Below are 15064 nucleotides of genomic sequence, written 5' to 3'. Positions count from 1 at the left end.
GCAGCAGGATTAATATCTTTGGGAACTGCTGCTGGAGCATACCTTGCCAACAACTCCTATCATGGAACAATTACATTAACTTCGGATAATGCGATAACAGTTAGCGGTCAAAATAATAATGCATTTGTAGGTTACGCCGGATTAGCTGCTGGTACATATAGCCCAAATGTTAATCTTTCAGATGTAAACGTAACCACACAAGACAGTGCAGGCCTTGCTGTAACTATTGCAAACTCTGCCTTAAAAGCTTTGGATAAAATTAGAGCCGCTTTGGGTTCTGTTGAAAACCAAATTAATGCAACAGTGCAAAATATCCAGGTAGCTCAAGTAAATGTTACACAAGCAAGATCGGCCATTACAGACACGAACTTTGGAACAGAAACTTCAAAATTTGCAACACTGCAAGTTCTGGCACAAGCCGGTACATACGCTTTAGCTCAAGCAAACGCAACTCAGCAGTTGGTACTAAGACTGATGCAATAACACTTTTAAAAAGCTCAAGGTTTACGCCTTGGGCTTTTATTTTTTAAAAAATCATTAATTTATATTTGAAAAAATGTCAGTTTTGTGGTAATTATTTCGTTAATGTATAAAGGAGGAGGGCTATGGCAGCAAAACAAGGCAAATATAGTTTATTAATGCTTATTTTTACAATATTTATTGCATCTTGCGCAACAAACCCATATAAAAGTTCTCTAAATTCAACCATTGACAACTCAAAAACTTTTGATGTAAGCGCTCAAAAGTGTTATCTTGCTTCAAAAGCAGTATTGCTAAAAAGAGGCTTTTTAATAGAAAAAGACGAGCCAAACGCTTTTAGTTTTGTTGCCACAAGGTATTTTCCATCTGGCAAAGACAGCATGGTTGTTGTTGTAAATATAAATGTTTTGCAAAATTCGCAAAATAAATCAACTGTGTTTATAAGTGCCATGCAGTATAAAAATGTCATAAGGACAACCACGCAAACTACACTGCTTGGTCTTGTGCCGATTGGCTCAACTGCAACCACAAGCAAGCAAAATGAAAAATCCATAACTGACAAACAATTCTTTGATACATTCTTTAAAGAATTGTCAAATGAGCTAAAGCAAATATAAAAAATACAATAGCAAACATATATTATTGAATCTTTTTGTAAACTCTAAAAAAAATGCGATATCGGATAAATTATTTTCTTGACAAAAATTTAAAAGCGTTATATAAAAAAATATATAATGAAAAAAAAATTGGAGGTACCTGCATGGACGAAAAAATCTCACGAAAAAATTTTTTGACAAAAGCTAGTATTGTTGGTATTGGCACATTGGTGGGTGGATTTGCTACACAAATTGCAAATGCTGACAAAACACAAAACTGGAGCGCAAACAAGTGGCCATGGCCTTACGTAGAGCTTGATCCAAAAACAACTGCTCAAATTGCTTATGAAGAGTGGTATAGGCTTTGGTGTGGCGGTACAGTAATTTATAGTGTTTTCCATCAGTTAGCGCAAAAAGTTGGTGAGCCTTACAAATCATTTCCTATTGATCCTTTTGCAATATTTGAAGGCGGTCTGGCAGGCTGGGGAACATTGTGCGGTTCTGTAAACGGTGCAGCTGTTGTTGCAAGCTGTATAATTGGACCTATGACACAGGAAGGCTGTGAAGACGGACATATTATTGCTTCAAATATGCTTGATTGGTACTCACATGCGGATATGCCAATTTTTGTCCCCAAAAACCCAAAAGCAAATAAAAAAACAATCGTACATACTGTAAGCGAATCTCCACTATGTCATATTAGCGTAGGAAAATGGATGCATGCAAGTGGCTACCCAATAAATAGCCCAGAGCGCAAAGACAGATGTGCTAGAGTAGCTGCAAGTGTAGCATATAAATTAGTTGAAGAATTAAATAAATGGCACAGAGGCGAATATGATGAAAATATTGCCTGGTTTGCCCCAAAGAAAGTTGGAATTACAGCACAATTTAACTGTGCAGAATGTCATGGTGCAAAAATCCCAAAACCTCCAACACCATTAAAAAAACTTTAGCAGGAGGTTTTTAAATGAACAGAAAAGATTTTTTAAAGGGTATAGCCGGCAGTATTGCTGTTTTTTCATTTATACCGTTGCCAATTGTATTTGAGAAAAAATACGAATGGAATACATTTAATCCAATAAAAGACGCAAGACCAAAAAAAGAACACGCGTATGCTATGGTAATTGTACAGGATAGATGCATAGGGTGCAAAGCTTGCGAAGTTGCCTGCAAAAAAACATGGCATATACCAGAAAACCCACAGGACTATAGAACTAAAGTATTATACATAGGCAAAGCCCAAAGTGACAGTTACAAAATTTCATGGCTTCCAATTTTATGTAACCAATGCGATAATCCTCCATGCGTATGGGTATGCCCAACGGGTGCAAGCTACAAACGAAAAAGTGATGGTATAGTCCTTGTTGATTTTGATAAGTGTATAGGCTGTAAAGCGTGTATGGAAGCTTGCCCTTATGATGCTAGATACTACAATGAAGAATTAGGTTCTGTTGATAAATGTACATTTTGCTTGCCAAGATTAGAAAAAGGCTTACTTCCAGCATGCGTAGAAGCCTGCCCAATGCATGCAAGAAACTTTGGTGATTTAAATGACAAAGATTCAATCGTATCAAGACTACTCAAAGAAGCTACTTTATACCATGTTTTAAAACAAACGGATGGCACATTGCCAAATGTTTACTACACTCAAGATATCCCTACCTAATCTTTTTTTAGCCTGAAGATTTAATCTTCAGGCTAAAAACTTTTCCAGTGTCACTGAATCTCTATACTCATTAAACTGTCTTTCGTGTTTTAATCCTTCTGGTATAAGTTTATTCATTTCTTCTATGTCAGCTTTAGAAGTAAAGGAAGGATACATTGTGGTGCGGATAATTAAATGTCCTTGAAAATGCTTTAGTAACTCAAAGGATTCTTTTAGTTTTTCACAATCACCGCCAAATGTTTTGTATTTTTCACATGTTGCTTTTAAATCAATTGCAATTACATCTACAAGATTAATTGTATCGGCCAAAACATCAGGGCAATGACCATTTGTATCAAGTTTTACCAGATAACCCATCCTTTTGATTTTAGTTATAAACTCAGGCAAATCTTTTTGAAGTGTAGGTTCACCGCCTGTTATAACAACCGCTTCAATTTTGCCAATTCTGCTTTGCAAAAAAGACAGTACACTAAACTCATCTAAAGTATTACCTTTAAAAAATACAAGTTCAGGATTATGGCAGTATGGGCATCTTAAATTGCAGAAAGGGCAAAATAGCACGGATGCAATTTTATCTGGATAATCTATAAAACTTGCCTTTTGAATTCCTGCTATCTTCATAAACTGTATTCCAAACGTTGTTTAAACTCTTCCTGTTTGCCTTTGTTCCAGTTTTGGACTGGCCTGTAATAGCCCACTACTCTTGAATACACTTCTGTTTCTTCGCCACAGATTGGGCAGTTAAAATGCTCGCCAGCTATGTATCCATGAGTTTTGCATATTGAAAATGTAGGTGTTATTGTCATATACGGTATTGGATAATTTTCAAAAGCTTTTTTAATAAAACTCTTTAGCGCATCTTCCTGCGGTTTTTCCTGCAGAAATATATGCACCACAGTTCCGGATGTGTATAATACCTGCAAGGGTGATTGATGATCCAATACTTCAAACGGGTCATCCGTGTAGTTTACTGGCAAAAATGTAGAGTTTGTATAGTATGGATCTGATTCACCTGATTGTTTTATGTCTGGATACAATTGTTTGTCTTTGTAGGCAAGTCTATAAGATGTACCTTCTGCAGGCGTTGCTTCAAGGTTATAGAGATTGCCTGTTTCTTGTTGATACTTTCTTAATGTTTCCCTCATAAATTCAAGAACTTCTATGGCAAAAATTTGACCTTCTTTAGTTTGAATACCTTTTCCCATAAAGTTTAATAAAGACTCATGCATACCTACAATACCTATTGTTGAAAAATGATTGTTGAAGTGTCCAAGGTATGCTAAAGTATAAGGCATAAGACCGTTTTTTAAGTTTTGCTCTACTACTTTGCGTTTGATTTCAAGCGATGTTTTGGCTATATCCATCATGTGTTTTAAATTGGCAAAATACTCATCTTTTGTTTTTGACTGGTATCCTATACGTGGCAAGTTTATCGTTACAACACCGATTGATCCTGTTTTATCACTTGATCCAAAAAGACCGCCGCCCCTATTTTTAAGTTCTCTTAAATCCAGCTGCAATCTGCAGCACATACTTCTTACATCGCCAGGGTTTAGACTGCTTGAGACAAAATTTTGAAAATACGGCAAACCGTATTTTGCTGTAGCTTTAAGTAGCAAATCAACATTTGGTCCATCCCAGTTAAAATCTTTTGTAATATTGTACGTTGGTATAGGAAAAGAAAATATTCTGCCTTGAGCATCTCCTTCAAGCATTGTTTCTAAAAATGCTCTATTTATCATATCCATTTCTTTTTGGTAATCTCCATATACGCCAATTAACTCATCACCTACTATGGCTGGTTTGTCTTTTAAATCATTTGGCACTATCCAGTCAAATGTAAAGTTGATAAATGGCGGCTGTGAACCCCACCTGCTTGGCACATTCATTGCAAATACCATCTGTTGGATTAACTGTTTGACTTCATTGTAATCAAGCTTATCAGCCCTTACAAAAGGTGCAAGTAGCGTATCAACAGAGTTAAATGCCTGAGCGCCTGCAAATTCCATTTGCATTACGCCCAAAAAATTAACCATTTGCCCAGTAAGTGCAGATAAATGTCTTGCTGGTTTTGCTGTAATTTTGCCTTCGACACCGCCAAATCCCCTTGATATTAAGTCCATTAAAGACCATCCAGCACAATACGCAACAATACCGTGCGACAAATCGTGTATGTGAATAGCACCGTTTGTGTGTGCTTCTGATACTTCTTTTGGATAAATATTGTTTAGCACATAGTTTGCTAAAACGCTTCCAGCCAAATGTAAATAAAGACCAGGGTAACTGAATGTTGTATTTGAATTTTCTTTTATGCGCCAATCGGTTTGATCTACATACTCGCTTACTGTTTTTTCAACATCAAAAAGGGCTTTTTTTGTATCCCTTGATATAGCACGCTTTTCTCTGTAGAGAATATACGCTTTAGCAACTTTAGCAAATCCTAGCTTTATAAGTTCTTCTTCGACAGTGTCTTGAATGTCTTCAATGTTAATTTCTTTAAGGTTTGCAAACTTTCTTTTTAAACTAAAAAGAACATTGTTTGTAACAAGTGTTGAATAATCTTCTTCATTCGTCGCTAAAAATGCCTTTCTAATAGCATTCTCTATCTTGGACTTATCAAAAGTAACTTTAGAGTGATCCCTTTTAACTACAACTACATTGCTAAAAAATTCTCTCAAATTAATGCTTGCTATGTTTGTTTTCATAAAACCCCCTCTATTTTTTCTCCATATTTTTTTCTTAAAATTCTTGCAGCTTCAATCATGTTTTTTAATGAAGGTATTACTTCTTCATATTTTCTTGTTTTTAAACCACAATCAGGGTTTATCCAAAAAAGATTTTTATCTATATACTTAAACGACCTTTCTGCTATTTCTAGCATTTCTTCCACAGAAGGCACACGTGGAGAATGAATATCCCACACGCCAAGCCCGATTGCATGATCATATTTAAATTTTTCAAAACTTGAAATTATATCACCTTTACTGCGAGATGCTTCTATAGATATGCAGTCTGCATCCATTTTATAAATGTAGTTAACAATTTCATCAAACTCAGAGTAACACATATGTGTATGAATTTGAGTTAATTTGTCAACATCTTCAACAACAAATCTAAAAATTTTACTTGCAAACTCAAGATAATCCTTTTTCTTTGATTCTTTTAAAGGCAAACCTTCTCTAAATGCTGGCTCATCAATTTGTATAATCTTTATATTGGCTTTTTGTAAATCCATTACTTCTTCTTTTAAAGCAAGTGCTATTTCGTAAGCGATTACTTCTTTTGGAACATTAGGCCTTGTAAACGACCAATTAAGAATTGTAATTGGCCCTGTTAGCATGCCTTTTAGAGGCTTTTTTGTTAAGCTTTGAGCATAGACTATCTCTTTTATTGTCATAGGTTTGGTTCTTTTTACTTTACCATAAATAATAGGAGGTCTTATTGCTCTTGAACCATAAGAAATAACCCAACCGTGTTTTGTGCACAAAAAACCTTCTAATTTTTGGGCAAAAAATTCTACCATATCGCTTCTTTCAAACTCTCCGTGAACCAGCACATCAAGACCTAAATCTTCTTGTAGCTTTACTACATACTTTATCTGATCATTGATGTATTGATTGTATTCGTTTTCGCTTATTTTACCTGACAAAAAATAGGATCTTTTTTGCCTTAACTCTTTGGTTTGGGGAAAACTACCAATCGTAGTTGTAGGAAACTTTGGTAGATTTAGTGATTTTACCTGTTCAATGTAGCGTAATTTAAATGGATGAGCTCTTTTTGGGTTTAAATTTTTTATAGTTAACAGAGTTTCTTCATAGTTTTCGTCTTTTTCTAATTGCTCGTCTTGAAAGTCATAATCTAATCTTCCATTTAATATATTTTTTAGCAAGTTTAAGTGTTGGAGTTTTTCTTTAGCAAATAATAGTTTATTTGATATTTTCGGATCAAAATCTTCTAATTCGAGGCTAATGGGCAAATGCATTAAAGGCCCAGATGTGCTCAAAATTACTTGATCCGATGATAAGCTTAGTTTTTTCTGTACAAGTTCTACAAGTTGTTTTGCTTCGTTTAAGTTGTCTTTAAAGGGATGTCTTGTGCCAATCAGGCCTATTTGAATTTTTTTGTCTTTAGGTAAGCCAAATTTAATAATATTTTCGACATTTTCTCTAAAAGTAAAATCAAGACCCAATGTATCAAAATTAATGTTTTCAATAATTTCATTAAAATAAGATAAACTTTCGTAGTAAGAATTAAGTGTTATATCTAAAAAAATGTTTTTTTTGACTATTTCGTAAGCATCGAATATGTCTTTTAAAAAACTTTTATCATAATCGAGAACAAAAGCTGGCTCATCAAAGCATACCCTTTTTACACCATTTTCTTGAAGCTGAATAAGCAAAGCATTATATTGCTTTGCAATATTCAAAAGCAAACTTCTAAATTCTTTAGTTTGCAATGGTTTAAGCCATTTGTTGTTATCGTTAATTTTTCCCAAACTTATAAATGTAAATGGTCCAATAATAACAGGTGTAGTATCATATCCAAGCTTTTTATCTCCAAGCCAGTTTTTTAACACCGTATTATTTTTAAGCTCAAAATTACCATCAAATTCAGGAACAATATAATGATAATTAGTATCAAACCATTTTGTCATTTCCTGCGCTTGAGCTTTTGAGTCCCCTCTTGCCATGGCAAAGTACAAATCTAGTTCATCTTGAATGTGTGAAAAACGCTCAGGTATACAACCAAACATAAAGCTTAAATCAAGCATAAAATCATAATAAGTAAAATCATTGCAAACAATATAATCAAGACCGCTTTTGCTGTATACATCAAGGCGGTATTTTTGGATTTCTTGCATATTGCTTACAAATTCTTCTTTTGAAATCTTTTTTTCCCAATACGATTCAAGGTTTTGTTTGTATTCTCTTTTTAAACCAATTCTTGGGAAATAACTAGCCGTTGTCCTAAACATTTAACCTCCTTAAATTTATTTATTTTTAAATTCTTTTAAAAGCTCAATAAAATCTTCTGCATCAGCAAATTTTTTATACACGGAAGCGAACCTTACATAACTTACCTGATCAAGTTTTTTAAGTGCATCCATTACCAGATTTCCAATGTCTTTTGAGTTTATTTCATAAAGTTCTTTTGCTTTTATATAGTCTTCTATGTCATTTGCAATTTTTTCTGCATCATCGTATGTAAGGGGTCTTTTATTTATGGCTTTTACTATGCCTTTTATAATTTTTTCTTTTTCAAAAAGCTCTTTTGAGCCATCATTTTTTATAACAACTATAGGTATATTCTCGATACGCTCATAGGTGTTAAATCTGCTTCCACATTCATCGCAAACCCTTCTGCGCTTTATAACTTTACCATCTTCTATAACACGGCTATCAATAACACGTGTATCAGATGCTTTACAAAACGGACAACGCATAAACAAACCTCAACATTTTGTGTTTTAAGTATCTACCAACACAATATATTGTGTATAAAAATTTAAAAATGTCAATACTCTTTTTATTTTTTTTGCTTATGGAAAAAATATGAGAAGAAAACTTATAACAAAAACTATTCTAGGTTAAAATCGTCAAGCAGTTTATCAAACAAATAATCTTTAATATTTTGTGGAAGTGGCTTAAAATCTTCTATGTCTGCTTGTGAATATAAAGTATTACCATCTTTGTCATGGTAGGATATGAATTTTAAAATAAACTCGACTTTTGTTTTATCTGTATAATCTATCCTGTATAGCATTCTTGCACTTTGTGCATTTTTTATAGTATCATAATCAATAACAACTAAAGAATCTGTTTTTTTATTTAATAATTCTTTAATTTCTTTTTCCAAGCCTTCTTTAGAGAATTTTTTCTCAAGCCATATATTTTTAATGCCTTCTGAAATTATACCTGCACCTTCTTTATCCATGTAGTACACATTACCTACATCATCAGAACCAATCAATTCCCACTCAACAACAGGACAAATCATAAATCACCTCTTTTTTTTTAAATTAATACGATTTTTTTAAAAGTCAAATCAATAATACTAATTTTTGTTTAATTTTAATTAATTTTTCTAATATTAACTAGAAAAATGCTACAAAATAACAAATATTTGACTTAACCAATATGCTTTTGATATAGTAAAAAAAAGATTGCAAGAAAATAAAAGGGGGTTGTATGAAAATTAAACGGTTACTTGTAGCAAACCGAGGTGAAATAGCCATAAGAATTTTTAGAGCTGCAACAGAACTAAACATTGAAACAATTGGTATCTACTCTTACGAAGATCGCTACTCCTTACATCGCTACAAATGTGATGAATCCTATCTTGTTGGTGAAGGTAAAAGCCCCGTTGATGCATATTTATCAATGGATGAAATTATTGAACTTGCAAAATCAAAACATATAGATGCAATTCATCCAGGATACGGCTTTTTAAGCGAAAACCCTTTATTTGCTAAAAAATGTATAGAAGCGGGTATCATATTTATCGGACCACACTTTAGCGCTATAGAAATTTTTGGCGATAAATTAATGGCAAAACAAACAGCACAGAAATTAGGCATACCTACAATACCAGGTTCTAAAAACTGTATTACAAGCATAAACGAATTAAAAGAGTTTGCTCAAGAGTATGGTTATCCTATCTTAATCAAAGCTACAAAAGGTGGTGGTGGTAGAGGCATAAGGGTGGTTGAAAAACCTCAAGATTTAGAATCAGAATACCTAATGGCAAAATCAGAAAGCCTAAAGGCGTTTGGTAGTGATGAAATTATAGCTGAAAAATTAGTAAAAAATCCTAAACATATAGAAATTCAGATTTTAGGTGATAAATTTGGCAACTATGTACATTTGTTTGAAAGGGACTGTTCCATTCAGCGCAGACATCAAAAAGTAGTAGAAATTGCACCATCTCTAAATATACCAGAGGTGTTGTTACAATCAATGTATTCAGATTCAATAAAGTTTGCAAAAGAAACAAAACTCTACAATGCAGCTACATTTGAATATCTGGTTGATGAAGAAAAAAAGCACTATTACTTTTTGGAAGTAAATCCGAGATTGCAGGTAGAGCATACAGTAACTGAGATGATTACGGGTATAGATATTGTTCAATCCCAGATAAAAATTGCAAGCGATCAGCCACTTAAAGACATTTTAGGCACACAAGAAAATATACACAAAAAAGGATATGCTTTTCAGTGTCGCATAACGACAGAAGACCCACAAAACAACTTTTTCCCTGACACTGGTAAAATTGAAGCCTACAGATCACCCGCAGGATTTGGTATAAGGCTTGATGCTGCAAGCGCGTATACTGGAGCATTAATCACACCATTTTACGATTCGCTCCTTGTAAAAATTACGGCTTTTGGTTTAACATTCGAAGAAGCTGCAAAAAAAATGCACAGGGCGCTTAGGGAATTTAGAATTAGAGGTATTAAAAACAACTTAAGATTTTTGGAAAATCTCGTGTCAAACAAAGACTTTTTAAAAGGCGATTTTAATGTTCATTTTTTAGAAACACATCCAGAAATATTTAGATTTGAAAAACCAAGAGATAGAATCAGCAAACTTCTAAGGTTTTTAGGTAATAATATTGTTAACAAACCAAATGGTGAAGCGAAAAATATTGTTTTTCCAACAATAGTAAAGCCAAAAGCTCAAGGCAAAATACCAGAAGCTTTAAGGGATGTACTATTAAGAGAAGGCCCAAAAAGCTTTATTGAAAAAGTAAAATCATCAAAAGAAGTTTTATTTTGCGATACAACTTTTAGAGATGCTCACCAATCATTGCTTGCCACCAGGATGCGCACAAAAGATCTACTTGAGATTTCTGATTTTGTTGCAAGAAAAATGAACAAGCTGTTTTCAATTGAAATGTGGGGCGGTGCTACATTTGATGTATGCTACAGGTTTTTGAAAGAAGATCCCTGGGAAAGACTCGACATGTTACGCCAAAAAATCCCAAACATACCATTCCAAATGCTTTTAAGGGGTGCAAATGCCGTAGGATACACAAATTATCCAGACAATGTTGTAAAAGCCTTTATTAGAGAAGCTGTTGATAGCGGGATTGATGTATTTAGGATTTTTGACTGCTTCAACTGGACAGATCAGATGGCAATTGCCATGGAAGAAGTAAAAAAACTAGATAGAATCTGTGAAGCTGCTATTTCTTACACTGATGATGTGTTATCGCCAAAAAACAATAAATACACCCTCTCCTACTATGTAGATCTTGCAAAAAAACTTGAAAAAATGGGTGCAGATATTATAGCAATAAAAGATATGGCGGGGCTTTTAAAACCATATGCAGCCAAAGTCTTATTTAAAACGCTAAGTCAAGAAGTAGGCTTACCACTACATTTTCATACACACAATACTTCAGGTAATGCTGAAAGCTCTGTTTTGTGTGCCATAGAATCTGGTGCAAAAATAATAGATGCTGCGGTTAGTTCTATGAGTGGTCTAACCAGTCAGCCTTCGCTAAACTCCATAGTTGCAGCACTTAAAAACACTCCAAACGAATCTAGTCTAAACCAGGAAGATTTAGATACTGTTGCCAATTACTTTGAAAAGGTAAGACCTTACTACTTTATGTTTGAAAGTGGTCTAAAAGCACCAACAGCAGAAGTATATGAACACGAAATACCCGGAGGTCAGTATAGCAATTTAAGGCCACAGGTTATAAGTTTAGGTTTGCTTGACAAATGGGACGATATCAAAAAAATGTATAAACAGGTAAATGATGCATTGGGCAATTTGATTAAAGTAACACCTTCTTCAAAAGTAGTTGGAGATTTGGCGCTATTTTTGGTTAGAAACAATTTAACTATTGAAGATTTCAAAAATAATGCTGATAAACTTTCACTTCCTCAAAGCGTTGTGGATTTTTTTAAAGGCTACCTTGGACAGCCCTACGGTGGTTTTGACAAAGAATTGCAAGAAAAGGTATTAAAAGGTGAAAAACCGCTAACCGTTAGACCTGGCGAAATATTGCCTGAATATAACTTTAATCAGGCACAAGAAACAATGAAAAATATTGTTGGAAGCGATATAGAGTTTAGAGAAATTGTCTCATACGCTTTGTATGGCAAAGTTATAGAAGATTACTTTAATTTTAATAAAGATTATGGCGACGTATGGGTACTGTCTACTAAAGACTTTTTCTTTCCTTTAAATGTAGGTGAAGAAACTGTAATTAACCTTGAAGAAGGAAAAACAATTTTTGTAAAACTTATTGCCGTAGGAGAAGCGGATTCTAAAGGCCAGAGAATACTTACTTTTGAAGTAAATGGTGAATCAAGATTTGTTACAGTAAAAGATTTGAATCTTCAAGCTACATTAAAACAAAACCTAAAAGGCGACAAAAAAAATCCAAATCATGTAATTGCCACAATGCCTGGAAAAATATCTAAAATACTTGTAAAAGAAGGTGATTTTGTTAACAAAAACCAGCCTGTGTGCATTACTGAAGCAATGAAAATGGAAACAAAAATAGTTGCTTTAAAAGAAGGCAAAGTCAAAAATATACTCCTAAAAGAAGGAGATACAATAGAAGAACAAGATTTGATAATTGAACTTGAATAATTAACACTATATCATTTTTGTGTAACCAATAGTTAATACCACCTTATTAGGATAAGCCTAAGGTGGTATTATGAATTTAAATGATCAAATTTTTTTAGCAATTAACAATTTATCTTTATTAAATATAGGTATTTTAAATTTCTTCTGCATATTTGTTGCGCTTTTTTCTCCATATATTTACGCTTTAGGATTAGTTATTGTATATCTATCAAACCGTAAAAAACAGGCCTTATGCGCTTTTTATGTAGCTTTGATAGGACTTTCTATAAATTTCTTAATAGGAATTTTTTATTACCATCCAAGACCGTTTGTTGAAGGACTTGGTAACCTGTTAATACCGCACGCCAAAGACTCTTCATTTCCAAGCGATCATGCCACACTTGCATTTGCCATATCGTTTGGCTTCTGGTATGCAAAAGAAAAAATAATTTCCATAATGAGCTTTATTTTCGCTATAATAACAGGATTTGCCAGAGTTTTTGTTGGTGTGCATTTTCCATTTGATATTGTTGGATCTTTTTTTGTTGCAATTGTAGCTTTAACTTTACTTAATGCTTTTGTGGCTTATTTTAGTAAAGTAAGTGATTTTTTAATTAAACTGCAAATAAGAATTTTCAATATGTTTGGACTTAATATATGATAAAAGAATACACGCAAAAAAATTATTTAATTCGTATAAACCGTTTAATTGAACAGTTTCGTTTGTTTTTTTTAAAAATATCTTCTTTAGTAAATCAAAAACTTAATGTTGCAAACTTATTTGCAAGTCTTACATCTTATATAAGTGATATTTCACCAAGTGCTGGTCGTATTTTTGCAAATACTGCAGTTAGATACATTTTTGCAAACAACATCTTGCTAAATATGCAAATCAAAAAATCTCAAAAAATAGCCCAACGATCTTCATTAAAAAGGATTCTAATAATTTCTGATTTAAATATTGGCGATGCAGTAAACATCCAAACAGCTGCTTATTTGTTAAAAAAAATCGGAGCACAATCAATAGATTATGCAATCAACAAAAAAGCTTATTCGCTAATCAAATATAACCCCGATATCTCTAATGTTTTTGATATTTTTGAAAAAGCAAATTTTGTAAGTAAAGATGAAATAAATTATTTAAACAATCTTATCAAACAAAATAATTATGATCTTGTAATAAATTTTTGTCCTTTTTTAAACAAGCATTCTATAAACAGTAAAAATTTTATAAACTATATGGGACTTTCTGTCTATGTAGCAAATAACTACTTCAATCAAACCAAAACACACATAACTTACGCAATACACACTTTTTTAAATGAAATATTTAACACAAATATACCTTTTGAAAAAAATTACCTCTATCTTTCTTCCTCTAGCATTCAGGAAGCCAAAATAATATACGATACAATACCAAAAAATCACAAAGTAATTTTTTTCAATGTAGATGCAACATCTGTTTTTACACTTGTGCCGTTTCAAATACAGCTTAGTCTATTAGATCAACTATCAAAATTAGATAATGTTTCTATTATTTTAAGTGCCTCATTTTCACAAAAAAACCTTCAGGAAAAACTATACAGCATGATTAATAACAAAAAACATATTATACCTTTAAGCAATAACTTACCTATTGATGCTTATGCAGCACTGATTGATTTTTGTGATTGTTTTATAAGCTCAGATACAGGCGGTTTACATATTGCATCATCTTATAAGTTAAACGAACACAATGAAGCTTTAAAAAATAAAACTGCAATATTTTCTATTTTTGGTGCTACGCCTGCTAATATTTACTCGTATGACTCCAATAGAAAAAATTTTTTGAAATCATCGCAGGATGCGATATCCAGATCATACGTTTCAGATAGTCCATGCAAAAATATAACCTGCATAAACAAAGCTGCAAAAAAATGCAAGACAGTTCGTTGTTTTTATGGTATAAACACTAAAGAGATCGTTTCTGATATAAAAAACTATTTGGATTTAAATGCATGATATAAAATTTATATTATCTTTGATTGCTATCTATATAATGGGTTATTTTACAGCAATACCAGTTGGGGCTACACAAATAGAGATTGCAAAACGTTCCTTTGCAAATTTAACAAGCGCAAGTTTGATGATTGTACTTGGTTCTGCAATGTCTGATACAATGTATGGTTTTATAGCATTCTTTGGTATTGCACCTTTTTTGAAAAGTGAAACTGTAATGTCTATTTTTTGGCTTTTGGCAAGTATTATTTTGTTTGTGCTTGGTATACATACATTGATAAATTATAAAAAAACATTTTCCGTTTCGGCACAAAGCGATATAATAAAAAATCTGAAAGTTTCTTTTGTCACAGGCTTTTCTTTAGCTGTTACAAACCCTATGATGATATTCTGGTGGCTTGCAGTTTACCAGATACAAAAAGATATTGGTTTAATTAATGGTTATACAACTTTAGACAAAGTATGTTTTTTGTTTGCAGGTGGTTTTGGTATTGCTAGTTATCTTGTTACTTTAACGTTTGTGCTTAAATGGGCAAAAAAATTTCTTTCTGAAAAAATAGAAAAACGCATTAATATAGGCCTTGGTATTGCTTTGTTGGTGTTTGGATTGTATTTTTTGGTTAGATCGCTTCGTGTATTAATTTAGCTAGTCACCTTAAAGCGCCAAGCAAAGTCAGTCATCCTGAAGCGTTAAGCGAAGTCAGTCATCCTGAAGCGATAGCGAAGGATCTTCCTAGTGC

The 15064-nt window shown here is 32.9% G+C and carries 13 protein-coding genes; 8 read left to right on the top strand and 5 right to left on the bottom strand.

The annotated features are described in order from the left end of the window. From Q0C22_RS02950 to Q0C22_RS02935, 4 genes are all read left to right on the top strand, one after another. The coding region (locus Q0C22_RS02950) for a flagellin (RefSeq protein ID WP_291490581.1) at positions 1-483 on the top strand (483 nt) is incomplete at its 5' end. A gap of 122 nt (positions 484-605) precedes the next feature. After that, complete coding sequence (locus tag Q0C22_RS02945; protein ID WP_291490580.1) at positions 606-1097, top strand: DUF2242 domain-containing protein; 492 nt, start codon at positions 606-608, stop codon at positions 1095-1097. Between the two features lie 143 nt (positions 1098-1240). Continuing rightward, positions 1241-2029, top strand: coding sequence for a C-GCAxxG-C-C family protein (locus tag Q0C22_RS02940; protein ID WP_291490579.1), 789 nt, complete (start codon positions 1241-1243; stop codon positions 2027-2029). 14 nt (positions 2030-2043) lie between these two features. After that, a complete protein-coding gene (locus tag Q0C22_RS02935) occupies positions 2044-2742 on the top strand; it encodes a 4Fe-4S dicluster domain-containing protein (protein ID WP_291490578.1) in 699 nt (232 codons plus the stop codon). Between the two features lie 27 nt (positions 2743-2769). On the opposite strand, the gene Q0C22_RS02930 is transcribed toward Q0C22_RS02935, so the two are convergent. From Q0C22_RS02930 to Q0C22_RS02910, 5 genes are all read right to left on the bottom strand, one after another. Continuing rightward, a complete protein-coding gene (locus Q0C22_RS02930) occupies positions 2770-3363 on the bottom strand; it encodes an anaerobic ribonucleoside-triphosphate reductase activating protein (protein ID WP_291490577.1) in 594 nt (197 codons plus the stop codon). Further along, the gene (locus tag Q0C22_RS02925) at positions 3360-5447 is read right to left on the bottom strand and encodes a ribonucleoside triphosphate reductase (protein WP_291490576.1); all 2088 of its coding nucleotides are present in this window, start codon (positions 5445-5447) and stop codon (positions 3360-3362) included. Before Q0C22_RS02925 ends, Q0C22_RS02930 begins: the two co-directional genes overlap by 4 nt. Continuing rightward, positions 5444-7717: a 5-methyltetrahydropteroyltriglutamate--homocysteine S-methyltransferase gene (gene metE, locus Q0C22_RS02920; RefSeq protein WP_291490575.1), complete on the bottom strand. Its 2274-nt coding sequence runs from the start codon at positions 7715-7717 to the stop codon at positions 5444-5446. Before metE ends, Q0C22_RS02925 begins: the two co-directional genes overlap by 4 nt. Positions 7718-7732: 15 nt before the next feature. Continuing rightward, positions 7733-8185: a transcriptional regulator NrdR gene (gene nrdR / locus Q0C22_RS02915; protein WP_025391261.1), complete on the bottom strand. Its 453-nt coding sequence runs from the start codon at positions 8183-8185 to the stop codon at positions 7733-7735. Between the two features lie 134 nt (positions 8186-8319). Then, positions 8320-8739: a hypothetical protein gene (locus Q0C22_RS02910; protein ID WP_291490574.1), complete on the bottom strand. Its 420-nt coding sequence runs from the start codon at positions 8737-8739 to the stop codon at positions 8320-8322. Positions 8740-8930: 191 nt separating this feature from the next. Between Q0C22_RS02910 and Q0C22_RS02905 the strand changes: the two genes are divergently transcribed. The 4 genes from Q0C22_RS02905 to Q0C22_RS02890 all read left to right on the top strand — a co-directional run bounded on the left by Q0C22_RS02905 (position 8931) and on the right by Q0C22_RS02890 (position 14970). After that, positions 8931-12347 carry a pyruvate carboxylase gene (locus tag Q0C22_RS02905; protein ID WP_291490573.1) on the top strand — a complete coding sequence of 1139 codons (3417 nt, stop codon included), beginning with the start codon at positions 8931-8933 and terminating at the stop codon, positions 12345-12347. Positions 12348-12417: 70 nt separating this feature from the next. Next, the gene (locus Q0C22_RS02900) at positions 12418-12987 is read left to right on the top strand and encodes an undecaprenyl-diphosphatase (protein ID WP_291490572.1); all 570 of its coding nucleotides are present in this window, start codon (positions 12418-12420) and stop codon (positions 12985-12987) included. Continuing rightward, entirely contained in the window at positions 12984-14327 is a 1344-nt protein-coding gene (locus tag Q0C22_RS02895; protein WP_291490571.1) for a hypothetical protein, read from the top strand. The genes Q0C22_RS02900 and Q0C22_RS02895 overlap by 4 nt, the downstream gene beginning before the upstream one ends. Further along, positions 14320-14970, top strand: a complete 651-nt coding sequence (locus Q0C22_RS02890; RefSeq protein WP_291490570.1) for a LysE family transporter — start codon at positions 14320-14322, stop codon at positions 14968-14970. The genes Q0C22_RS02895 and Q0C22_RS02890 overlap by 8 nt, the downstream gene beginning before the upstream one ends. The last annotated feature ends 94 nt before the right edge of the window (positions 14971-15064 follow it).

Origin of the sequence: Desulfurella sp. (assembly GCF_023256235.1) — a bacterium.
Taxonomy (GTDB): domain Bacteria; phylum Campylobacterota_A; class Desulfurellia; order Desulfurellales; family Desulfurellaceae; genus Desulfurella.
This window is presented reverse-complemented; position numbering and strand designations above follow the sequence as displayed.